Raw genomic sequence first — 22741 nt, forward strand, 5'->3', positions numbered from 1 at the left:
AGCGGTCCCAGATAATTATGAAAAATGACATGATTGCAATGATTTTAGCAGGTGGACAAGGTTCGAGACTAGGCGATTTAACGAAAACAATGGCAAAACCGGCCGTTTCGTTTGGCGGGAAATATCGGATTATTGATTTTTCGCTGAGTAATTGTTCGAATTCGGGAATTGATACGGTGGGTGTTGTGACGCAGTACCAGCCACTCGAGTTGAATGATCATATTGGAGACGGATCTTATTTTGATTTGGATTATAAGAGTGGTGGCGTGACAATTTTGCAACCGCATCTTAGTTTGGAAGGCGAGAAGTGGTTTAAAGGAACGGCGCACGCGATTCATCAAAATGTGGGCTTTATCGATAGTCATGATCCAGAATATGTGTTGATTTTGTCAGGTGACCATATTTATAAAATGGATTATGAGAAAATGCTCGATTATCATAAGGCGAAAAATGCGGCGTTGACGGTCGCTGTTATTGAGGTGCCGATGGAAGAGGCGTCGCGGTTTGGGATTATGAACGTGGATAACACCGAGCGGATTATTGAGTTTGACGAGAAACCCGCTGAGCCGAAGAGTAATTTGGCGTCGATGGGGATTTATATATTTAAGTGGAGTCTGTTGAAGCAGTATTTGAAGGATGCGCAGTCTAGAAATATTGATATGAGTGACTTCGGGAAAAATATCGTGCCATCGTATTTGAATAACGGCGAACATATTTTTGCGTACCGTTTTTCGGGCTATTGGAAAGATGTTGGGACAATTTCAAGTCTGTGGGAGGCGAACATGGAGTTCATTAATCCTTGCCATGAGTTGAATATTCGGGATCGGGAATGGCGAATTTATTCGAAAAACCCAATTGCGCCGCCGCAGCATATTACGAAGCAGGCGGATGTGAAAAATGCGCTGATTGTGGATGGCTGTTTTATTAATGGCCGGGTGAAGCATTCGATTCTATCTCAGAACGTGAAGGTTGGCGAAAATAGCGTGATTGAGGATAGTGTTATCATGCCGAACTCGGTTATCGGAAATAATGTTGTGCTAAAACGCGCGATTGTTGGCGAAAATGCGGTTATTGCGGATAATGTGGAAATTATAGGTGAGGACGAGATTGAAGTCGTTGGTCACCATGAAATGATAGGAGTGTCGGAAGATGAAGGCTAATAAAATTTGTGGGATTTTAAATTTATCGGAATGTAAAGCGGGATTGCAGCCTTTGACGCAAAACCGACCTCTTGCGGCGATGCCATTCGCGTGTCGTTATCGCTTGATTGATTTTCCGTTGTCGAACATGACGAATGCTGGTATTAATACGATTGCAATGTTTTTGAATGAGAATAATCGCTCGTTATTTGACCATATTCGGAGTGGTAAGGAATGGGATTTGAACACGATGTACGGCGGATTGTTCGTGTTTGATGAGCGCAATGCGGACGATTTTTCACAGGAGAATTATGATAATAGCTTGAACTTCTTGACGAAATCGGCGACGGAGTATGTGGTTATTATGGGAAGTAAGATGATTTGTAATATCGATTTGAAAAGCGTTTTACAACATCATAAGCAACAGGATGCGGATGTAACGGTCGTTTATAAGAAAATAACGGCGCCAATCGAGGCGGGGGATCATGAGAACTTGATGACGCTTGATCTTACTCCAGAAGGCAAAATTTTGGAGAATACGATGGTGGAGAAATCGGAGCAGGTACCAAAGGGTAGTGCGCTTAATTTGGAAATTTACTTGTTGAAGCAAGAATTATTGCTGAAATTATTGGCTAATTATCGCGAAACAGGGCGTGATTTTTCGCTCGATGCGGTAATGAAACTGGCGGTGGAACATACGAATGCGAGTGGTTTTGAGCATACTGGGTATTTGCGCCAAATTTATTCGGTGAACTCGTATTTTGAAGGGAATTTTGATATGTTGGAAGATCAGAATTTGTCGGCGTTGTTCCAGGAAAATCAGAAAATCCATACGAAGGCGAAGAATGAGGTGCCGACTTTTTACGCGGAGAATTCGGATATTAAGGATTGCTTAGTTGCAAATGGTTGCTTGTTACGCGGGGCGGCGGAGCATTCGCTGATATTCCGGAACGTGGTGTTAGAAGAGGACGCAATCGTGAAAAACTCGATGATCATGCAAGGTGCGAAAGTTGGCGCTGGTGCACGATTGGAGTACGTGATTGCGGATAAGAAGAGCGTGATTGCGCCAGGTGTCGAGTTGATTGGTACGCGGGATAACCCGATTGTCGTGAAAAAGGATGAACAGATTGAGACGAGCAGAGGGGCGGAAGTCGGATGAAAGTCTTATTTGCAGCAGCGGAGGTCTTTCCGTTTGTGAAAGTGGGTGGCTTGGCGGATGTGGCGTATGCGTTGCCGAAAGAGTTGGTGAAGCAGGGCGTGGATATTCGCGTAGTATTACCATTTCACACCAAGATGGCACAGGAATTTAAGGATGAGATGGTCGACGTGACGCAGTTTACGGTGGACGTTGGTTGGCGCAAGCAGTTTTGTGGTGTGAAGACGCTAGTGCGTGACGGTGTGACGTTTTATTTTATTGATAACTTGTATTATTTTGATCGGCCGAATGTGTATGGGGATTATGATGATGCGGAGCGATATGCGTTTTTCTCGATGGCGGTATGCGAGATGATGGAGAAAATTGATTTTATTCCGGATTGGTTGCATGTGAATGATTGGCATACAGGGATTGTTCCGTTGCTCCTTCGAGATAAATATCACTGGATTGAGTCGTATCAAAGGATTCGGACGGTATTTACGATTCATAATTTGCAGTTCCAGGGTATTTATTCGCCGCGTGTGTTGGAGGAATTGCTTGGGATTGGGATGCAGACGTGGCATGAGGACGGGATTAAGTACTATGATGATGTGAACTTTATGAAGGGCGCGATTCAGTTTGCGGACCGGATTACGACGGTGAGCCCGAGTTATGCCGAGGAAATTCAAACGCCGCTTTATGGGGAGCGCTTGGACGGCTTGCTTCGTGCGAATGCTTGGAAATTGACGGGGATTCTGAATGGGATTGATCAGGAGTTGAATGATCCTGCGAGTGACCCGCTGATTCCAAATCACTTTAGTCAGGCGGATATGTCTGGTAAGGCGGCGAATAAGGCGGCTATGCAGAAACGACTGGGGCTGCCGGTTCGCGCGGATGTGCCACTCATCATTATGGTATCGCGATTGACGCATCAAAAAGGATGTCACTTAGTTGAGGAAAGTCTGGATGCGTTACTGCAAATGGATATTCAAATCGCAATTCTTGGCAAAGGTGAAGCTGGTTTTGAGGATTCATATCGCTTTTTCGAGCATGTATATCCTGAAAAAATGTCGGCGAATATTGATTTTGATATCGGTTTTGCGCAAGAGCTTTATGCGGCGGGAGACATGTTGTTGATGCCGTCTTGGTTTGAGCCTTGCGGGATTGCGCAGTTAATTGCGATGCGGTACGGGACGCTTCCTGTTGTTCATGAAACGGGTGGTTTGAAAGATACGGTACAACCTTTTAATCAGTATACGCAAGAAGGAACTGGTTTTAGTTTTCACAATTATGAGGCTTGTGTTTTCCAATCCATTTTGGAGTCGGCAATCACGCTATATGAGACGCAACCTCCTGTCTGGCAAGAACTTGTGACGCAAGCGATGGACAAGGATTTCAGTTGGAAAGTTTCAGCAGAAAAGTATAAGGGTATTTACGAGGAACACTGATCAAGCGCGGCGACAAACGATCATCTCCGTCGTTAAAAGCTCCGTTCCAGTGCTCACATACCTTAGTATGCTCCGCGCTGGTACTCGCTTTTGCCTAGGATCTAATCATTTGTCGCCGCGCTTGTAGTTTGGCGGAAACGCATAGTTTTTTTAAGTCAGAAACCGGTTAAGCCCGATAAGGAGGAATTATATTGGAAATTAGTAAGGAGCATTTTAAAAAAGAATATAGTCGTGCATTGACGAGTCTTTACGCCTCTGAAATTCAGGATTTAACGCCGCTAGAACAATACATCACATTGGGAAGTGTAGTCAAGGAGTATACTTCTCAAAATTGGATGCAGACGAAAAAGAGAAATCAGCAGAGTCAAGCAAAACAAGTTTACTATTTTTCGATTGAGTTTCTACCTGGTAAGCTATTAAAAAGTAATTTATTGAATTTAGGAATATTGGATACGGTTCGAGAAGGACTTGCTGAGCTAGGCGTTGATTTTGCTAGTTTAGAGGCAGCTGCGGCTGATCCGGGACTTGGAAATGGCGGGCTTGGAAGATTGGCTTCTTGTTTCCTAGATTCTATGGCGACGTGTGATATACCAGGAAACGGAAATGGTATTCGCTACCGTTACGGTTTATTTAAGCAGAAATTTGTCAATGGATTTCAAGTAGAGCTACCGGATGATTGGTTGAGACACGCGGATGTGTGGGAAACGCGACGTGAAAATAAGGCAGAACTTGTACGCTTTTTCGGTAATGTCCATTTGGAAGAGGATGAGGAAGGTGTTATTAAAGTTTCTTATTCGAATACAGAGGATATTCTAGCTGTGCCGTATGATACGGGGATACTTGGATATGAAAATGACACGGTGAATAATTTACGGCTGTGGTCGGCTGAGATCCCAACGAACGCAGAGTTAGAGTATTATCCAGAGGAACGCAGGAAGTCTATTCATAGTATTTCCGAGATGCTTTATCCCGATGATTCAAGTTATGACGGCAGATTGTTGCGCTTGAAGCAGGAATACTTTTTTGTGTCGGCGGGTGTACAGAGTATTATTAGATTTTATAGGAGATTAGACGTCCCTATCGAACATTTGGCGGAGAAGGTCTCGATTCATATTAACGATACCCACCCAACGATGTGTATCCCTGAGTTAATGCGGATTTTGCTTGATGAAGAAGGCTTAAGTTGGGATGCAGCATGGACGATTACGATGAAAACTTGCTCCTATACGAACCATACCATTTTGGCGGAAGCACTAGAGAAGTGGCCGGAACGAATGCTGTCTAATTTAGTACCGCGGATCTATCAGATTATTTGTGAGATTAATCGTAGGCATTTGGAGAGTATGACGGTGCTTTACGGAGCAGAGTTTACGCAACGAACGGCGATTATTCAAGATGGTGTTATTCATATGGCGAATTTGGCGATTATTGGTAGTCATAGCGTTAACGGGGTAGCTAAATTGCACACGGATATTTTGAAAGAGAAGGCGCTGCATGATTTTTATTTAGCCTATCCTGCTCGTTTTAATAATAAGACAAATGGCATCACGCATCGTCGTTGGTTGCTTCTGAGTAACGAAGGGCTGAGTGATTTAATCAGTGACTACATCGGCACGGAATGGAAGAAAAAGCCGAATGAACTTTACTTACTGAAGGCGTTCAAAGAGGACACCGTTTTACTGGAAAAATTAGAACAGGTCAAATTGGCGAATAAGGAGCGTTTTGCGGCGTATGTGAAGGAAGAAATGGGTATTGAGATTGATCCAAATGCGGTTTTTGATGTTCAAATCAAGCGTCTGCATGCGTATAAACGCCAACTCCTAAATGTTCTTCATATCATATCATTGTACTTGAAGTTGAAGGAAACGAATGCCCAGGAAGAGATGGTTCCGCGTGTCTTTATTTTTGGGGCGAAGGCAGCACCGAGTTACTCTTACGCGAAGGAAATTATTAAGTTGATTAACGCGGTGGCAGACTTGATTAATAACGATACGACGATTGATAATAAAATCAAAGTGGTATTCGTGGAAAACTATGGCGTGACATTAGCTGAAAAAATTATTCCGGCAGCGGACATTAGTGAGCAGATTTCGCTCGTGACGAAAGAAGCTTCAGGAACGAGTAATATGAAATTGATGCTAAATGGGGCGGTTACGCTTGCGACATTGGACGGCGCAAACGTGGAAATTCACGATAAAGTTGGCGATGAGAACATGTTGCTATTTGGAATGCAGGATAAGGAATTGTATCATTTTTATGACTCTAATTCATATCATTCGCAGGAAATTTATGATCATAATCCACGATTGAAACGTTGTCTGGATGCACTTGTGGATGGAACAATTCCAAATATTGAGGCAGAGGGACGCGAGATTTTTGATTCGCTTTTGAAGTATAATGATGAATATTTCGTGTTGAAGGATTATGATTCGTATGTGCAGGCACAGTCACGGATCGATGGCTTGTATCGTGATCGTAAGAAATGGAATCAAATGTCGCTTATGAATATTGCGAATGCTGGTGAGTTTTCGTCTGATTATACGATTATGCATTATGCCGATGAAATTTGGAATGTGAATCACAATAAAAATCTGTAATGAGAGGGAGTTTAGACAGTGGCAAAAGTAGTTTTTTTTGATTCATGGAATGAGCTTTATAAACGACCTTTTGGCGCAGTGAACGCGAGCGCGACAATTGATTTTCAGATTGACGTCGCGCTTCCTTATGTGTGCACAGTGGAACTTAAAATTCATAAAGATGGTATGGAAGAGCAGAGTTTTGAGATGAAACACACAGATGGAAATGCTTATGAAGTTTCTTTCAAGCCGTATGCAACAACTGGGCTTTATTTTTATTATTTCAAAATTCAACAGAACTTTGACACGCAGTCGCGAACGACGTACTATTTTAATAATAATGGTCTGCACGGTGGGGAAGGCTTTTTCACGGAAAATTATCAGGATCTTCGTACGTATCAATTGACGTGTTTCGAGTACGCGGACAAGGCACCAGAATGGTATCAGGACGCGGTTTTCTATCACATTTTTGTAGATCGATTTTTCAATGCAGACGATCATGTGCGTTCGCCGAAGCCAGATTCGTTTATTTATGCGAGGTCGGAGGACACCCCTTACTATATTAAAAATGCGCAAGGCGAGATTGTGCGCTGGGAATTCTTCGGCGGGAATTTGGACGGGATTACACAGAAATTGTCCTATTTGAAGGAGCTAGGGATTTCCGGGCTTTATTTGAGTCCGATTTTTGAGGCGAAGAGTAATCATAAATATGACACGTCCGATTATAAAAAAATTGATCCAATGTTTGGCGATGAATCGATTTTAGCGGAGTTGATTCAAAAAGCTGGTGAGATGGGGATGCGGGTCATCTTGGACGGCGTTTTCAACCATGTTGGTGAGGATAGTGTGTATTTTAATCGGTACGGGAATTTTGACTCGGTTGGTGCGTATCAAAATGTGGATTCGCCATATCATTCTTGGTTTACGTTTCATCATTTTCCGGATCAATATGATGCTTGGTGGGGAGTCAGTAATTTGCCTGTCGTGAACAAGCAGGATGCCGATTTTCAACGGTTGATTTACGGGGCTGAGGATAGCGTCATTGATTATTGGACATCGCGTGGGATCGCTGGTTGGCGCTTGGATGTCGCAGATGAATTGCCAGACGCTTTTATCGGTGGGATTCGCCAGACGTTGATGAAATATCCAGATCGCGTATTGATTGGGGAAGTGTGGGAAGATGCCACGAACAAAATTGCCTACGATAAGCGGCGACATTATTTAGAGGGTGGTATGTTGCAGGGCGTGATGAATTACCCGTTCCGCCAAATTATTATCGATCTCATAAATGGTAATTTGTCGGCCCAGCAAGCGGCTCAAAAAATGATGGCGATCAAAGAGAATTATCCGATTGAGGCGCTTCAGGCGAACTTGAATAATATTGGGACGCATGATACAGCACGAATTTTTACGATGCTATCGGAGGATAAAGCGAAATTGCGCTTGGCGATTTACATGTTGATTGTGTTGCCAGGTGTACCGTGTATCTATTACGGCGATGAGGCGGGACTTACGGGCGGAGCTGATCCTGATAATCGTAAATTTTATCCGTGGGGACGTGAGGACGCGGAGATTAGCGACTTTTTCCGCGAAGCTATCAAACTGCGAAATCAGAACGAGGCGCTACGAAAAGGGAGATATCATCCGTTTTCTCTAGGTCAAGTATTCGGCGTGATTCGTTATATTGATGAGGACAACTGGCACATTTTTGTAATGAATCCAACTGGACAGGAGCAGAAAATCAGTGCAGAAACGATTTATCCAGATCGCGACGACTGGCTACCTGTTTTGGAAGCTGCGAATATTCATGGGAAAACCATCGAACCATATGGATTTTTCTTCGTTTAAAATGAAAAAGAGAAGTTACGGCATTGTAGAAAAATGCTGCAACTTCTCTTTTCTTATAGGCATGAAATAACTTCCGCGCTCGATCTCAATTTCCCAATTCTCGGGAAAATAGTTTGGCATACATAATCATGCATTTCTTTGTTCGCCGCGCCCATAACATCCTCCACAAAAATTTGATTGTAACCTAGTTGAAAGGCTTCACGCGCGGTTGTATCCACGCCAATTCCGGTAGACACACCACCAAGCACAATCGTATCCACGCCACGGCGACGCAATTGCGAATCAAGGTCTGTACCGTGAAACGCGCCCCATTGGCGTTTTGTCATCGTATACGTGCCGTCGATTGTTGCGAGTTCAGGAACAATGACATCCCAACCATCTGGGTATGCGGCTGCACTTTGCTCCTGATCTGTTGCGGGATGTAGCATATCCTTCCCGTCGAGCGTCGAAACCCGAACTAATACCACGAATCCGCCTTTTGCCACAAAGGCTTTGGCTAGCTCTCCTGCCCGTTTAATAATAGCTTCTGGTGTGTAAGGTGCGCTATGATGCCCAATAATTCCGTTTTGTAAGTCAATCAAGACAAGTGCTGTTTTCTCCATTTCTAGTTTCATTTTGTTTGCTCCTTTACTAGTTGATGTTGTATATTTAGCTTTTTATACACTTTAAAATAAACCCATACAGCGTTGACAAAAAGGAGGGCGCTGGTGATGAAAAAAACATACTGGATGCCGAGCCATGCTGCAATTTGACCACCAAAAACCGCCCCGGTAAAAATCCCTAGATAACCAGCAGAATTTGTGATTCCAAAAACGCGACCAGTAAAATCCGGTGGCGTCATTTTTTTGATCAAAATATTGACGGAAGGATTGAGCCCAGCGACCGCGAGACCGAGTATAAACCGCAACGCAATCAGCTCCCAGGGATGGCTCACAAAGGCCTGAGGTATAAAAACAACGCCAGCCACGAGCAAAGCGACAAAAATAACGCGTTGTGCGCCAATTTTATCAGATAATTTTCCGAGCCGTGGTGCTGCAATGATACTCGCAAGGCCAGATGCAGAGAATGCGAGCCCCGAAAGTAACGCGATATGCGATGCTCCCATTGATAATTGCTGCATGTAAACCGTGATGATTGGTTCCACCGAATAAAGCGCTAATGTCAACGTAAAAAATGTCACGAACATCGTTAAAATAAAGCTTTTGTTAGGCAATGCACGCCATACTTCTTTCGTATTCATCACTTTTTTCTCCGACCGCACAAAATTCTCTTTCACAAACAGCGCTGTTAAAATAAAAGCGATGAAAAGGAGTCCGCCAGTCATGAAAAAAACGTTTTGCAGTCCGAAATGTTCCGCGATGATACCGCCAACAAGTGGACCGAGTAGCGAACCTGTGATGGCGCCAGTGGAAAGTGTTCCAAGCGCCCAGCCAGCGTGTGCCTCATCGGTTTGCGTTGCGACGAGCGCTGTACAAGCTGTTGCAAATCCAGTCACGACACCCTGCAAGGTACGTAGAGCAATCAGTTCATAGACATTATGCGTAAATCCCATGCAGCCAATGATAATCGCCATGCCAAGACTCGCGCGTAGCAACATTGGTTTACGTCCAAATCGATCTGCCGCCTGCCCCCAAATTGGTGAAAAAATAGCGGACATAATAAAAGTAATACCAAATGTCACGCCAGCCAGTTGAGCGACGAGTGCGGAGTTATCAACGCCGAGGTGCTTTATGTAAAGCGGTAAAACAGGAGCAATTTGACTCATCCCGATGCTGGTAACAAACGTTCCAAACCAACAAACAATTAAATTTCGCTTCCAAATCGGCATGTGCCCTCATCTCCTCTTGTTATCTTAGACAATAACAACTTTATTATAGATGAGAAAATGTTGGTAATCCATGCACGATTTTAAAAACCATGGATATTCTTATGATAATATTCCGTCGGGCTAACTCCTTCTAGCTGCTTAAAAAGTCGGCTAAAATAAAATTCATCGCTAAAACCGAGCTGTCTCGCGATATCCTTCACTTTTTTCACGCCATCCATCATCAACTCTTTCGCAGAATCCACCTTCATTTTATTGAAAAAAGCAATCACAGAATAGCCCGTCGTTTCCTTGAAAATTCGGGATAAATAAGTAGGGGAGAGCTGCACAAGATCCGCCAATTCCGTGAGTGTGACATTTTGTTGGATATGAAGTCGCATATAGGCAATCACTTTTTCCACCTTCAAACGCGTAGCATCATTTTTATGCTGTGTCCGAAGATTCTGATCAATCGCGAGGAGCAGTTGGTGCAACAACGTTTTAGCCGTGAATTCATAGCCAGGAAATTTGGCATGCCAGCTGGTAACTAATTTTTCGAAGACTTCACTAACGGCGTAATAATCTTGAAGCGCGGTTGTAGGAGGAAGCGCAAGCCAATCGTGTTCTGGCTGAATCGCCCAAGCCGCATCGCTAAACACAACCCGCGCATAACTAAAATGAACGGTGAACAGGGAAGCTGGTTGCGTGGCGCTCGTTTCAATCGAATGCTGCACATTTGCGGGCAGATAGAAAAGCATCCCTTCATGAAAGGTCCCGACTTTATCCGCAATGCTGTACGTACCAGTACCGCTAGTCACTAGAATCAGCGCGTGGTGTTGCAACGTCCGGGTCAGCTTTTTCGCTAAAATCAACCTCGAACCACCGCCATTGCAATAATGAATATGAAAAAATAGCTCATGTATGTTCATCCTAACCTCCTAAACGGTATCCTTCTTTTTCGTCCCCATCCAACGCTCCAACCGCTTGCCAACGAACCATAAAACAACGACAATCACGATCAAAATAAGCAATTTCACAGGGTGTTGCAAGATGTCTCGCAAATCATAGCCAATATAACTAATCGCAAAAACTTTAATCACTTTCCCGCCGATGAGCGCCATTAAGAATTGGAAAAATCGAATTTCTGATAATGCAGCGACCACATTGACCGCAGAAGAAGGCGTAAATGGCATCACTAGTAAAATAAAAATCGGACCAAATCCGTGCTCATCAATCCAGTCCATCACTTTGCGAACGTGTTTATGGTTTGTCACAAATCGCAAAAATCGAGTTTGCCCAAATCGTCGGACAATCCAGAATACGCACAGACTCCCAAGAATCGCGGCACTACACGAAATCACAAATCCCCAAAATAAACCGTACGCGCTCACGTTAACGATAACAAACAAAGAGAACGGCAAAAATGGCAGAAACGCTTCCAGAAACGGCAAGAAAAAAGCCAATAAAGGTCCAAATGCGCGATACGACTGCATCCACTGCATCACATTATCATACGAGAAAAACTCTTTCATCGAATTATACCAATCCATCATGGCTATCCCACCCAATTCCTAACAGTTTCTATTATTTTCTCATAATACCCGTAAAATTGCATTTTCAAGCTCCCGATGCAAAACAAAACCACATTTTCCGTGAAGTCTAACATCACAAGAAAATATGGTTTTGCGCGTTTTTAATTCGCTTTTTGATTCATAAATACTGTGTCACTTGCCGCATGCGATTTTTCAAAGCCATAATGTTCCGCAACGATATACAGCGGTCGATCCTTGACCTCATCGTAAATGCGACCAATGTATTCGCCAATCATGCCTAGAATAACGAGGACAAATCCGCTAAACAATAGTTGAATAACAATCATTGAAGACCAGCCACTCACCGTCGTACTTGTAAATAACGTCTGGAAAAGCACGATCAGCATGTAGATGAAACCAATGCCAGATAAGACCACACCTGTATAACTCGCTAATTTTAACGGTTGATGGGAAAAAGAAGTAATCCCATCGATGGAAAGTTTGAGCATTTTTTTGAGCGGATATTTCGTTTCTCCGGCCGCTCGTGCATCCCGTTCATACTCTATTGCAACTTGCTTAAAGCCCAGCCAGCTCACCAAACCACGAACAAATGGATTTTTCTCATTTAGCTTTTTCAGTTCTGTATACACTTTCTGGTCCATGAGGCGGAAATCCCCGGTGTCAACGGGAATCTCCACATCTGTCAGTTTATGCAGCGTACGGTAGAACATTTTAGCACTCCATTTTTTGAAAAAAGTTTCACCATCTCGCTTGGATCGTTGTGCATAGACGACATCGAAACCGTCTTGCCATTTATGCACCATTTCAGGAATCAGCTCTGGAGGATCTTGCAAATCGGCATCGATAATAATAACCGCATCGCCACTCGCATAATCCGTCCCAGCCGTAATCGCGACTTGATGCCCAAAATTTCGTGAAAACCCAATACATTTCACGTGTGGGTCAGCGAAACTAATTGCTTGAATGAGTTCTAATGTTTTATCCTTACTCCCATCATTCACGAAGAGGAGTTCGTAATCCAAGGGCAACTTCTCCATCACATTTTTCAAACGCTGATACGTGTGTTCCAAGACAGCCTCTTCATTATAAAGTGGAACGACCACAGAGATTTTTTTCGTCATTGTCCTCAATCCTCCTCGGTAAGTTTGTAGAGTGTACCACCAGATTGTCCACCAGGGCCACCTTGCATGCCGCCGCGACCTTGCGAATTTTCACTTGTTGTCGCGCTCGTTGTTGCATCCGTCGTTTCGTCGCTCCATTCCGAGCTATCCACTTTTGTACCATTTTCCTCGATCCAAGCCACAACATCTGAACTACTCGCCTTATTATTCGATGGTAAATAGAAGTATTTAATTTTGCCATCTTTAATCATTTGTTTCAACTCTTTCACTGTCAAAATTGGATCGGTACCATTGAACCCGCCAAGTGCCATCACAGATTCACCAGTTTTGATAATGTAAGGCGCTGCTGTGGAAGCATCTGTTGTACCAAATAAGAATTCCGTTCCGCTACTGTTTTCTTCTAGATAGGAAATCAATTTCGCGTTCACTGTCGCATCTGCAAAACCACCGCCACTGCTCGTTTTTAGTTGTGGGCCAGCCTCTGGAAGTGCACTATTGCCACCGTACATCATTGGCGTTAATGCCCAATAAGTTGGGGCTAAAAGGAGGGCGACTAAGGACGCTATGGCGATCCAAGAAGTCCATGAGGCTTGTTTATGCTTCACGATAAATAGTGTTGTTGCAAGACCTAGACCAATCACGCCAACGACTCCCATCCAAAGCATCGAATATTGCGCGATGAAGAACATTTGTAGGCCAGTCGTTGCGACTACTGCGCTTGGCAATAAGTAGCCGGGCACGCCATGATTTTTGCGATAGAGCTTGAGTAGGGCCATAAACCCAGCGCCAGTCAACGCTGCGATTGCAGGAGCTAGCATGATTAAATAATAGTGATGGAAGAAGCCTGCGATACTGAAGAATCCGGCAACAGGAATGAGCCATGCAGCCCAGAACGCCATCTCTTTTTGCGCGGTATTCCATTGGAAGAAGCGACGTTTGCGACTCCAATTAGCGATAAAGATAGCCGCCATGCCGAACAATGCCATTGGTAATAACCAGCTGATTTGATCGCCGAGTGCTGTTTGGAAAAGACGTAATGGACCAGCTGTACCAGTACCAAACATCCCTGTGCCGCCCATCATTTTCGAGCCGCCACCTTGTTTTCCACCGTTTTGTCCGCCGCCAGGGCCACCACCGTTGCCACCAGGACCGCCGCCATTCATGCCATTTGTTGAGCCACTAGGAGGTTGAGGTGGTTGCCCAGACATGGATGAGCCATTTTGAGCCGATTCCGTGCTAGCATCAGGTGCGATATTATCGTTATTGGACGATCTGGTTTGTGAATTTGCGCCATCTTGACCGCCACCACCAGTACCCATGCCAGTTTCTTGCCCCAGAAGCCGCTCCATGCCGTTATAGCCAAATGCGAGCTCTAACACAGAGTTTGTCTGACTACTGCCGACATAAGGCCGCGCATCCGCTGAGGTGCTGTCGACGATAACTGCCCATGAGACAGAAACGCCGAGCATCATCACGAGCGCAATCACAAGATGTAGCAGTTTTTTCTTCCAGTTTAATTTTGCTGCGATTAAATAAAATAATAAAAATGCGGGGACAACCATGTAAGCTTGTAACATTTTGACATTAAATCCGACACCGATTAAAACAAATGCCAGTAATAAAAAGCCAATCTTTCCTTTGCGAACAGCTTTAAACAACGCCCATGCGCCGAGCAATAATACGAAAACGAGAATACTGTCCACATTATTCGTCCGGCTAACCGCGACAGCAATCGGCGTCGTAGCCATTATGAGCGCTGCAATCCGAGCCGCCCAGCTACCAAATGTCGGTTTTACGAGGAAATAAAGTAATAAAACCGATCCAACACCTGCGAGCGCCTGCGGTAAAATAACACTCCACCCATGAATCCCAAAAATCAGAGCACTAATCGTTTGTAACCAGAGCGCGACAGGCGGTTTATCCACCGTTACAAACCCAGAAGGATCAAGCGCTCCGTAGAAGAAATTAGACCAACTCTCCGTCATACTCGTAACCGCCGCCGTATAATAAGGGTTTACCGTATCGTCATTCCATACACCCCAAAAATTTAGAAACGCAGCAAGCACTGCAATACCAATTAAAAACCAATCAATCCGTCGTTGTTTCACCATTTCCATCACTTCCTTCATTTACTGATAATCCCAGTGTATCTGGCAAATGTGAAAAAAGAATGAACAGAATGGGAAATTAGTTTTAAATGTTCGCTGATTTCAATAAAAAACTTGAATACCCAGAAATGGAATTCAAGTTGTATAGAAAACTATTTTAATAAATCTGCTAAAAAATAGGAGCCAGAAACTTTTTTGGAGTTACTTTTATGGGATATTATAGCTGTTTTTAAATCGTGTTTAGTAAAAAAATCTTCAATAAATTCTTTCCTCTTTATCTTTTTAGGAGATGTTTTAAGTTTTTCGGCAACAAAGCAGGATGGTTTTTGTGTGCTTTTTACTTTCTGATAATCCTTATATAAACTTAATGAGTGAATCATAAGCATCTCAATTTCAGGAGAAGTTACAAATTGATAGAGTCCCTCAATTTTTTTAGAGTAGGGATCTTTAATAGTATAAGAAGTTTTTTTATCTTGAATGATAAATATAGTTATTTTTTTATCTCCGTAATCGCGAGTAAGAAACCTATTAGTAAATTTAGTAGAGTCTCTAAAAAGTCCTTTAATAGTATTTTTTTCTAGTAATTGATCTTTTGAGAAACTTAATAGATTTTGCTCAAGTAAAAGATTAATAAGATTTTGTTCGGTAGAACCCTCACATATACAAGCGATATAATTATTTTTCGAATGAAACATTTTATTCGCCACCTTGCATAAATAGTTTCATGTCTTCTAGCATTTGAATATATGCAGTGTACTTAGGTGCAGACTTTAATTCACCACTTAATAAGAGATCACTCTTCTTTTTGTCAATCCTATCTTGCTCAGATGCTAATAAGGAGAATTTATTTATTGATATACTTTCAGATTTGCTGAGTACATATATACTATCACTACGATCGAGAGAGTCTAAAATTTCACTATAGTGTGTCGTAAACAGTAACGTCGCTGCGTTATTGTTTAACGGACTATTAAACATGTTGATTAAATCGACAACTATTGTTTTGTTTAAATGATTTTCAATTTCATCTATAAGTAAATAGCCACCAGTTCTTAAGACCAACATCATATTAATCAAAATATTTATACCTTTAATAGTTCCAGAAGACAAGTATTGATCTAAATCCATGAGATCAGATATTATTTCTTTACTTTGCCCTTTAAACTTAATTTTGAATTTGAGAGGAATATTATCAACATCATCTGTTTGATTGAGTATACAAAATTCAGCTATTGAGTTATCTAAGTAATTCACAAAAGATATCGGCATCTGTTCAGAATAGACTGATAGGTAATTGAAGTTTGTTTGGTGTCCCATATCCTTTATTGAGTTCTTTTGATGAGAATCAATGCTGTTTAAGATACTTGAAAAAATAGAATCTTCTTCCTTAAGAAAAGGATTATCTAATGAACTTCTTACGATTTTTAGGTGCCCATCATCGAAGGTCAAAAAATCTTTTTTGCTTATATTGGACTTCAACTTTTTTACATACAAGTATTCTTCTTCAAAGATAACTGATTGATTTTTTCTATCTTTTTTAATATGTGAAATTAGCTTATAAACAAGTCCTTGATGGTAAAAATAATTTTCAGTCTTCAACAGACTATCAAAATAATTTGCAAGCTTCATTTTATAAGTTAGACTTTCGTTTTGTATGAAGATTTTTAAAGTATCTGATATAGCATTCAGAGTTGTTGTTTTTCCAGAAGCATTTATTCCGACAAGGGATATTGTATTTAACTTATAAATATTATTAATAAGCTTTGTTACAATATGTTCATCATGTTCAAATTCATAAACTCGTTTGTCAGCTAAAAAGTCTACGGTTAAATTTTGTTTTTCAAATTCTGTTAGATTATGAAAAATACTTTTAACTAATTTTATATCCATTAGAAATCACCTCTTAAATTATTTTATCACACTTAACTAAAAAAAACGATTTAAATAAAGCTTTTTTATTATAAAATTGCATATATGTTTATTTTTAGACGAAAATATCGATTAAAGTTATTTGAACCGATTTCATAACTCCGCTTTTGTTTTCGCAGGAATAATAGCCCATTTTATTTCAAAATAGCGCAGGCAATGGGATTTGAAAAAATTATATTAGTTATTTTATGGTATTTATATGAGTGACATGGGGAGGTAGCCTTTTTTGACGTTCTGAAAGTCACTGAGCTGCAACGCTTCTGAATTATGAAATTGGTTCATTTATGTAGCATATAAAATTTTTATGCGCTTATGTCGAAACCATCATTACAAAAATTATTTAAAAAAATTCAAAAACCCCTTGCCAAACACGCGGAGTAGTGATAATATATTAAATGTTGCTAGAACAATTTGTTCTAAACTATGCGGGTGTAGTTTAGTGGTAAAACTACAGCCTTCCAAGCTGTTGTCGTGAGTTCGATTCTCATCACCCGCTCTTAAATATGTTATCAACGCAGTGTTTCGACCTTTATAAGCGAAGCATTGCGTTTTATTTTGACCGAAAAGCTGAAACGGCCCGTTCAGCTCTGAAAAAAACTGGAGCGGCCGCAGTAAAAATCCTCTTTTGATTTTTGTGGAGGGCGTGAAGTTTTCGAGGAGTTGGCCGTTGAAGCTAGATCTTGAGGCGCTGAATTTGACGCAGTACCTTGTTTTTTTGTTCGTGACTTAACGCTAAACTTTCCATTTCAAACGCTTTAGCTCGATTTGTGTAAAGCCGTATCTACGTTTTACCCAAAAGATAAAAGAAGATAAAGACAAAAGATAAAGACAAGAGACTAAGAACTGAGGTGCGAACCTTGCAAAATATAGATATGAACGGATTAAAACAAGACATCATTGAGTACGCAGATGAAATAGGTATTCAAAAAATAGGATTTGCTTCGGCTGATCCTTTTTTGGAATTGAAAACAAGGCTGGAAGTTGCCGCGAAAGAGGATGTTTTAACTGGTTTTGAACATCCGAATATTGATGAGCGGGTGTATCCTGATCTGATTTTTAAGGAGCCGCGGTCGATTATTGCGATTGCGCTGGCGTATCCTTCGAAAATGAAGGGTGAGCCGGTGAGTAGGAAGGAATCGCGTCGTGGTGTTTTTTCTCGGGCTTCGTGGGGAACGGACTATCATATGGTGCTTCGTGAAAAATTGACGCTACTGGAGGCTTTTATTGGCGAACGTGTTCCGGATGCGCAGTTTAAATCGATGGTGGATACGGGTGAACTGTCAGATGTCGCGGTTGCGGAACGGGCTGGGCTTGGGTCGCGTGGCAAGAATACGCTTTTGATAACGCCAGAGTTTGGCTCATTTGTTTATTTGGGTGAGATGTTGACTAATTTGCCTTTGGTGCCGGATAAGCCGATGGGAGATTTGTGTGGCGATTGTAATAAGTGCGTCGAAGCCTGTCCTACGGGGAGTTTGCTCGGGGAAGGGAAGATGAATCCGAAAATTTGTCTGAGTTATCTGAGCCAGACGAAAGGCTTTTTGGATGAAAAATATCGCGATGTGTTGCATAATCGTTTATATGGTTGCGATACGTGTCAAGTGGTGTGTCCGTATAACCGCGGGCATGATTTCCATTTTCATGAGGCGATGGAGCCGGATCCTGAATTGGTGAAACCTGAATTGAAGCCGTTGTTGTCGATTTCGAATAAGGAGTTCAAGGAGAAATTTGGTCCGATGGCAGGCTCATGGCGTGGGAAAAAGCCGATTCAGCGGAATGCGATTATCGTGTTGGCGCGGTATAAGGATAAGACGGCGGTGCCAGAGCTAATTCGGTGTATGACGGAAGATCCGCGACCAGTGATTCGTGGGACGGCAGCTTGGGCACTCGGCAAAATTGGTGGGGCAGATGCAGAACAAGCGCTGATTCAGGCGCACGATGACGATGCAGAAGTAACGGCAGAAATTACGAGGGCAAAGAATTTAATAGGAGTAAGGTGAAAAATTTGGCAAATCATATAGTGCTTTATCAACCGGAAATTCCGGCGAATACGGGGAATATTTCGAGGACATGTGCAGGGACGGATACGTATTTACATCTGATTCGACCACTTGGGTTTTCGACGGATGACAAGATGTTGAAGCGAGCTGGGCTTGATTATTGGGATCATGTGAAGTTGAAATATTACGATTCGATAGAGGAATTTTTCGAAGTGAATGCAGGCGGCGAATTTTATTTTATTACGAAATTTGGACGTCATTTGTACAGCGATGTGGATTATCAAGACACGGATAAGGATTATTTCTTTATTTTTGGGAAAGAAACGACGGGATTGCCGGATACGGTTCTTGCGGCGCATGAGGATACGTGTTTGCGCATTCCGATGACCGACCATATTCGGTCGCTCAACTTATCGAATACGGCGGCGATTTTGATTTATGAATGCTTGCGTCAACAGCAGTTTGGCACGCTTGATCAAATGCCGCACTATGATCGTAAAATTTTTAAAGACTAGGGGGATGAGTCCAATGAACGAAACGATTGAAGGAATTTTAAGTCATTATTCAGTACGCGATTTCACAGATCAGGCGCTGACAGAGGCGGAGATTGCTCTGCTTGTCAAAAGTGCACAGGCGGCTTCTACGTCGAGTTTTGTACAAGCATACTCGATTATTGGTGTTTCCGATTTAAAACTGCGTCAGGAGCTTTCTGCGGTCGCTGGAAATCAGGATTATGTCGTGAAGACAGGTCAATTCTTCGTTTTCGTCGCCGATTTATCACGGCATCATGAAATTGGTAAGGCGCGCGGGGCAGATACAGAATCGCTGTCAACGATGGAACGCTTTCTTGTGGCGACGGTGGATGCAACGCTTGCCGCTCAAAACATGGCGATTGCAGCAGAATCAATGGGTCTTGGCATTTGCTACATCGGCGGAATCCGGAACAATCTTGCAAAAGTTTCTGAATTACTACATATTCCGGACTATGCCACACCACTATTCGGCCTGACAATCGGCCACCCGACTACGAATTCCGAACCGAAACCAAGACTTGCTAGCGAACTGGTCTACCATGAAAATCAGTATCAACCGAAAAACATGAAAGACTTCGAAGGCTATGACGCTACGATTCGCGACTACTATGCGGCACGAACAGGCGGTAAGCGCGTAGAAGGCTGGACCGACCAAATCGAACGTGGGTTGCGCCATACGACAAGGCAGGATATCAAAGATTTCTTAGCAAGTAAGAACTTAGGTAAAAAATAAGAAAAACGACGATTCGCGCTGAATCGTCGTTTTCTTATATATCTAATTTTTCCCGAATAGCCTGCAAAAGTCCCTCACACCCTGCACTCACAAGTCGTTCTGTTTCCTCGAAATTCCCCGTATAATAAGGATCAGGCACTTCTGTCACTTTTTCATCAGGCGCAAAATCCATCAATTTTTTCAGGACAACATTACTATCCAGAGGTTTCAATGCCTCCAAATCGGCCATATTCGACCCGTCCATCCCAATCACATAATCGAAATCAGCAAAATCATCCTGACCAATCAGACGCGCACGCATTTGCGAATAATCAATACCATGCCGCCTCAAAACCTGCTGCGTCCCGCGATGTGGCGGATTCCCTAAATTCCAATTTCCTGTCGCCGCCGAATCCATCCGAATCTGGTCCGTTAACCCCGCCGCATCCACCTTAGCGCGAAACATTCCCTCCGCCATCGGAGACCGACATATATTCCCCAAACATACAAATAATACACGAACGACCATCTTAATCCTCCCATTCCTTTCTTAACTCCGCGACCTTTTCCGGCCAAAAATGCTGTGATTCCAGCCAAGACAACATCTCATCCACGCTTCTCGCATCCAATTTTCGCCGGAAATAATAAATCTGATTTTCAAGCAAAGTCACGCCAACTTGTCGATAAGGCGCCTCATCCGAATGAAGCAAGCCATCAATCTGCGTTAAATACCAATCCTTCTCCGAGCGGTCCTCAAGCAACTGCAAAATCTCCAACGTCTTCTGCACATTCGCCATCGCCAGCATCTGCTCCAATTTTTCAAGTGGATAATCCGGTGCAAACGCCACATCAAAAGGGGAGAAATACAGCGCATCAATGAAATCCGCAAAACTTTCCGCGACAACAAGTGTTTGCAGTGTTTCAAAATCGACATAAATCACACGAGGTTCCGCCGTCTGATAATCGAGCCCAATATAGCGATGCCCGTCTTGATGAAAATACACCTGTTCCCCTGGTAAATCCACATCTTGCTCCTCCAAAATATGAAGTAGCAGCCCATCAAGACCCGCCATCGAATAAATTTCTGCGTCCGCGAGCCCATATGAAGTCGGCTCCGCAACCGGAAAATGATTTTTCACAAGCAGTCCGCCATTATGAACACGTAACATATCTTTATAAACTTCCGGCAAAGAAAGCCGATGCGTCTGTTCCCACTCCTTGATTTCGCCATCCAAAGCAGGGTTCGCCCCACGCAACCAAATAGCCATCCGGTTCACCTCTTTCTACACCCAGTATACCAAAAAGAATCATTTTTGACGCGCCATAACATCAAAAATGATTCTATCTCTATTTTATACTAATTCCGAGCGAATCGAATCCACAACGTCCGCCATAGTTTTATCTGCCAATACTTGTTCCATCGCAGTTTGCGCGTCACGTAATGTTTGCTCCATTGCCCCTTGAATATGCGCCCCGACCTCACAATTCGGATTAGGATTCTCATGGAATTGAAACAATTCGCCATCCTCGACACTATCCACGGCTTTATAAACTTCCAAAAGCGTTATGTGATCCAGTGGCTTCAAAAGTGTCGCGCCGCCAGTCCCAGCCTTGACAGTAATCAGTCCAGCCTTTTTCAACTGGCCACTAATACGCCGAATCACAACCGGATTCGTATTCACGCTCCCAGCAATTTTCTCAGAGGTTAATGGTGGCTCTTGAGTAGCAATTAATGATAAAATATGAGTAGCAACAGTAAAACGACTACTGATTTTCATCCAAACCAACTCCTTTGTAACCATTGTAGTTACAAAATAAGAAGATGTCAACCATGTTTCATCCCAACGCTTTATGGTAAAAAAGATTGTGAGAGAAAACACGATTGGACAAATCGTAAAAACTAGTTTATAATTATTATTAGATAATAGTTATTATAAATAAGGAGGAGAATTATAAATGAAAACAATCAATTCAGTAGACACAAAAGAATTTTTAAACCATCAGGTGGCGAACTTAAACGTATTTACGGTGAAAATTCACCAAATCCATTGGTTCATGCGTGGCCATAACTTCTTCACATTACATGAAAAAATGGACGATCTTTACAGCGAATTCGGCGAACAAATGGATGAAGTGGCAGAACGCTTACTTGCAATTGGTGGGGCACCATTTTCAACGTTGAAAGAGTTCTCAGAAAACGCAAGCGTAGAAGAAGCACCATACACAAAACCAAAAACAATCGAGCAGTTCATGGCAGATCTTGTTGGCACGTTAGAATTATTACGCGACGAATATCAACAAGGCATTGAACTAACAGGAAAAGAAGGCGATGACGTAACACAAGACATGCTTATCGGCTTCAAAGCATCGATTGACAAACATATCTGGATGTTCAAAGCCTTCCTAGGTAAAGGACCTCTGGAGAAATAATTAAATCAAGATACAGAGTCTGAACTGCTCCCTATCATTGTAGAGAGCTTAAAAAAACAAATAAAATCGTTTTACATGATGGCCTTATTCCGATATTAACATGGGATAGGGCCATTAAATTTGGCGACAACTCAATCGTTCTGGTAGAAATCAATGTAGGTAGAAATGACTTCTTAGAATACAGAATTAAAGCTATTTTTTTAACGTGGATGCTAATGATGTTATTTATTTTTTGATAATCTATAAAATGCAAAAAAAGCGTTTACAAGTATACCAGTTTATGATATGATTCTCCTGTTACATATTTATACAAAAAAAGGAGATGAATTGGATGTCAGGACAAATCAGAATGAGCCCTGCAGAACTTCGCGATCGCTCTAAAACTTATGGGCGCAAAGGGCAAGACAT

Annotated in this window: 20 protein-coding genes, 1 tRNA gene and 1 pseudogene; 11 read left to right on the forward strand and 11 right to left on the reverse strand. The window is 42.4% G+C overall.

Going from position 1 to position 22741, the window contains the following annotated elements:
• Window positions 1–17: 17 nt before the first annotated feature.
• The 5 genes from HCJ66_RS08620 (at window position 18) to HCJ66_RS08640 (ending at window position 8146) form a co-directional block, all read left to right on the forward strand.
• On the forward strand, window positions 18–1160 hold the full coding sequence (locus tag HCJ66_RS08620) for a glucose-1-phosphate adenylyltransferase (protein ID WP_187132758.1): 1143 nt from the start codon (window positions 18–20) through the stop codon (window positions 1158–1160).
• Complete coding sequence (gene glgD / locus HCJ66_RS08625) at window positions 1150–2298, forward strand: glucose-1-phosphate adenylyltransferase subunit GlgD (protein WP_187132759.1); 1149 nt, start codon at window positions 1150–1152, stop codon at window positions 2296–2298. Before HCJ66_RS08620 ends, glgD begins: the two co-directional genes overlap by 11 nt.
• Entirely contained in the window at window positions 2295–3722 is a 1428-nt protein-coding gene (gene glgA / locus HCJ66_RS08630; RefSeq protein WP_187132760.1) for a glycogen synthase GlgA, read from the forward strand. Before glgD ends, glgA begins: the two co-directional genes overlap by 4 nt.
• Before the next feature lie 191 nt (window positions 3723–3913).
• On the forward strand, window positions 3914–6319 hold the full coding sequence (locus HCJ66_RS08635; protein ID WP_187132761.1) for a glycogen/starch/alpha-glucan phosphorylase: 2406 nt from the start codon (window positions 3914–3916) through the stop codon (window positions 6317–6319).
• A gap of 18 nt (window positions 6320–6337) precedes the next feature.
• The gene (locus tag HCJ66_RS08640) at window positions 6338–8146 is read left to right on the forward strand and encodes an alpha-amylase family glycosyl hydrolase (protein WP_187132762.1); all 1809 of its coding nucleotides are present in this window, start codon (window positions 6338–6340) and stop codon (window positions 8144–8146) included.
• Window positions 8147–8199: 53 nt separating this feature from the next.
• On the opposite strand, the gene HCJ66_RS08645 is transcribed toward HCJ66_RS08640, so the two are convergent.
• The 8 genes from HCJ66_RS08645 to HCJ66_RS08680 form a co-directional block, all read right to left on the reverse strand.
• Window positions 8200–8760, reverse strand: a complete 561-nt coding sequence (locus HCJ66_RS08645; protein WP_187132763.1) for an isochorismatase family protein — start codon at window positions 8758–8760, stop codon at window positions 8200–8202.
• Window positions 8757–9974 (reverse strand): multidrug efflux MFS transporter, encoded by a 1218-nt coding sequence (locus tag HCJ66_RS08650; RefSeq protein ID WP_187132764.1) that lies wholly within the window; start codon window positions 9972–9974, stop codon window positions 8757–8759. Before HCJ66_RS08650 ends, HCJ66_RS08645 begins: the two co-directional genes overlap by 4 nt.
• Window positions 9975–10054: 80 nt before the next feature.
• Window positions 10055–10879 (reverse strand): helix-turn-helix transcriptional regulator, encoded by an 825-nt coding sequence (locus tag HCJ66_RS08655; RefSeq protein WP_187132765.1) that lies wholly within the window; start codon window positions 10877–10879, stop codon window positions 10055–10057.
• A 9-nt stretch (window positions 10880–10888) separates the two neighbouring features.
• Entirely contained in the window at window positions 10889–11500 is a 612-nt protein-coding gene (locus HCJ66_RS08660) for a TVP38/TMEM64 family protein (protein ID WP_187132784.1), read from the reverse strand.
• 143 nt (window positions 11501–11643) lie between these two features.
• Window positions 11644–12624 (reverse strand): glycosyltransferase family 2 protein, encoded by a 981-nt coding sequence (locus HCJ66_RS08665; protein WP_187132766.1) that lies wholly within the window; start codon window positions 12622–12624, stop codon window positions 11644–11646.
• A 5-nt stretch (window positions 12625–12629) separates the two neighbouring features.
• Window positions 12630–14753 carry an ArnT family glycosyltransferase gene (locus HCJ66_RS08670; RefSeq protein WP_425489636.1) on the reverse strand — a complete coding sequence of 708 codons (2124 nt, stop codon included), beginning with the start codon at window positions 14751–14753 and terminating at the stop codon, window positions 12630–12632.
• A gap of 131 nt (window positions 14754–14884) precedes the next feature.
• Window positions 14885–15427: a hypothetical protein gene (locus HCJ66_RS08675; RefSeq protein ID WP_187132767.1), complete on the reverse strand. Its 543-nt coding sequence runs from the start codon at window positions 15425–15427 to the stop codon at window positions 14885–14887.
• A 1-nt stretch (window position 15428) separates the two neighbouring features.
• Complete coding sequence (locus tag HCJ66_RS08680; protein ID WP_187132768.1) at window positions 15429–16622, reverse strand: AAA family ATPase; 1194 nt, start codon at window positions 16620–16622, stop codon at window positions 15429–15431.
• 464 nt (window positions 16623–17086) lie between these two features.
• Between HCJ66_RS08680 and HCJ66_RS08685 the strand changes: the two genes are divergently transcribed.
• The 4 genes from HCJ66_RS08685 (at window position 17087) to nfsA (ending at window position 19924) form a co-directional block, all read left to right on the forward strand.
• Window positions 17087–17157, forward strand: a tRNA-Gly gene (locus HCJ66_RS08685).
• 376 nt (window positions 17158–17533) lie between these two features.
• Window positions 17534–18658: a tRNA epoxyqueuosine(34) reductase QueG gene (gene queG, locus HCJ66_RS08690; RefSeq protein WP_187132786.1), complete on the forward strand. Its 1125-nt coding sequence runs from the start codon at window positions 17534–17536 to the stop codon at window positions 18656–18658.
• A gap of 5 nt (window positions 18659–18663) precedes the next feature.
• Complete coding sequence (gene trmL, locus HCJ66_RS08695; RefSeq protein WP_187132769.1) at window positions 18664–19173, forward strand: tRNA (uridine(34)/cytosine(34)/5-carboxymethylaminomethyluridine(34)-2'-O)-methyltransferase TrmL; 510 nt, start codon at window positions 18664–18666, stop codon at window positions 19171–19173.
• 13 nt (window positions 19174–19186) lie between these two features.
• Complete coding sequence (nfsA, locus tag HCJ66_RS08700; RefSeq protein WP_187132770.1) at window positions 19187–19924, forward strand: oxygen-insensitive NADPH nitroreductase; 738 nt, start codon at window positions 19187–19189, stop codon at window positions 19922–19924.
• A gap of 34 nt (window positions 19925–19958) precedes the next feature.
• Here the strand turns inward: nfsA and HCJ66_RS08705 are convergent, their stop codons facing one another.
• From HCJ66_RS08705 to HCJ66_RS08715, 3 genes are all read right to left on the reverse strand, one after another.
• On the reverse strand, window positions 19959–20432 hold the full coding sequence (locus HCJ66_RS08705; RefSeq protein WP_187132771.1) for a low molecular weight protein-tyrosine-phosphatase: 474 nt from the start codon (window positions 20430–20432) through the stop codon (window positions 19959–19961).
• Between the two features lies 1 nt (window position 20433).
• The gene (locus HCJ66_RS08710; protein ID WP_187132772.1) at window positions 20434–21171 is read right to left on the reverse strand and encodes an SMI1/KNR4 family protein; all 738 of its coding nucleotides are present in this window, start codon (window positions 21169–21171) and stop codon (window positions 20434–20436) included.
• Window positions 21172–21255: 84 nt separating this feature from the next.
• A complete protein-coding gene (locus tag HCJ66_RS08715; protein ID WP_187132773.1) occupies window positions 21256–21681 on the reverse strand; it encodes an Rrf2 family transcriptional regulator in 426 nt (141 codons plus the stop codon).
• 178 nt (window positions 21682–21859) lie between these two features.
• Between HCJ66_RS08715 and HCJ66_RS08720 the strand changes: the two genes are divergently transcribed.
• Window positions 21860–22333: a Dps family protein gene (locus HCJ66_RS08720; RefSeq protein ID WP_036089159.1), complete on the forward strand. Its 474-nt coding sequence runs from the start codon at window positions 21860–21862 to the stop codon at window positions 22331–22333.
• Between the two features lie 331 nt (window positions 22334–22664).
• Window positions 22665–22741, forward strand: a pseudogene (locus tag HCJ66_RS08725) (WXG100 family type VII secretion target); the annotation flags it as partial.

It is taken from the genome of Paenilisteria portnoyi, from assembly GCF_014322795.1.
Taxonomy (GTDB): domain Bacteria; phylum Bacillota; class Bacilli; order Lactobacillales; family Listeriaceae; genus Listeria_A; species Listeria_A portnoyi.

Excerpts from the sequence above, each read along its gene's own strand:
- HCJ66_RS08620 (WP_187132758.1), top strand. The coding sequence starts at position 18 with ATGAAAAATGACATGATTGCAATGATTTTAGCAGGTGGACAAGGTTCG.
- glgD (WP_187132759.1), top strand. The coding sequence starts at position 1,150 with ATGAAGGCTAATAAAATTTGTGGGATTTTAAATTTATCGGAATGTAAA.
- glgA (WP_187132760.1), top strand. The coding sequence starts at position 2,295 with ATGAAAGTCTTATTTGCAGCAGCGGAGGTCTTTCCGTTTGTGAAAGTG.
- HCJ66_RS08645 (WP_187132763.1), bottom strand. The coding sequence starts at position 8,760 with ATGAAACTAGAAATGGAGAAAACAGCACTTGTCTTGATTGACTTACAA.
- HCJ66_RS08650 (WP_187132764.1), bottom strand. The coding sequence starts at position 9,974 with ATGCCGATTTGGAAGCGAAATTTAATTGTTTGTTGGTTTGGAACGTTT.
- HCJ66_RS08655 (WP_187132765.1), bottom strand. The coding sequence starts at position 10,879 with ATGAACATACATGAGCTATTTTTTCATATTCATTATTGCAATGGCGGT.
- HCJ66_RS08660 (WP_187132784.1), bottom strand. The coding sequence starts at position 11,500 with ATGGATTGGTATAATTCGATGAAAGAGTTTTTCTCGTATGATAATGTG.
- HCJ66_RS08665 (WP_187132766.1), bottom strand. The coding sequence starts at position 12,624 with ATGACGAAAAAAATCTCTGTGGTCGTTCCACTTTATAATGAAGAGGCT.
- HCJ66_RS08670 (WP_425489636.1), bottom strand. The coding sequence starts at position 14,753 with ATGAAGGAAGTGATGGAAATGGTGAAACAACGACGGATTGATTGGTTT.
- HCJ66_RS08675 (WP_187132767.1), bottom strand. The coding sequence starts at position 15,427 with ATGTTTCATTCGAAAAATAATTATATCGCTTGTATATGTGAGGGTTCT.
- HCJ66_RS08680 (WP_187132768.1), bottom strand. The coding sequence starts at position 16,622 with ATGGATATAAAATTAGTTAAAAGTATTTTTCATAATCTAACAGAATTT.
- queG (WP_187132786.1), top strand. The coding sequence starts at position 17,534 with ATGAACGGATTAAAACAAGACATCATTGAGTACGCAGATGAAATAGGT.
- nfsA (WP_187132770.1), top strand. The coding sequence starts at position 19,187 with ATGAACGAAACGATTGAAGGAATTTTAAGTCATTATTCAGTACGCGAT.
- HCJ66_RS08705 (WP_187132771.1), bottom strand. The coding sequence starts at position 20,432 with ATGGTCGTTCGTGTATTATTTGTATGTTTGGGGAATATATGTCGGTCT.
- HCJ66_RS08710 (WP_187132772.1), bottom strand. The coding sequence starts at position 21,171 with ATGGCTATTTGGTTGCGTGGGGCGAACCCTGCTTTGGATGGCGAAATC.
- HCJ66_RS08715 (WP_187132773.1), bottom strand. The coding sequence starts at position 21,681 with ATGAAAATCAGTAGTCGTTTTACTGTTGCTACTCATATTTTATCATTA.
- HCJ66_RS08720 (WP_036089159.1), top strand. The coding sequence starts at position 21,860 with ATGAAAACAATCAATTCAGTAGACACAAAAGAATTTTTAAACCATCAG.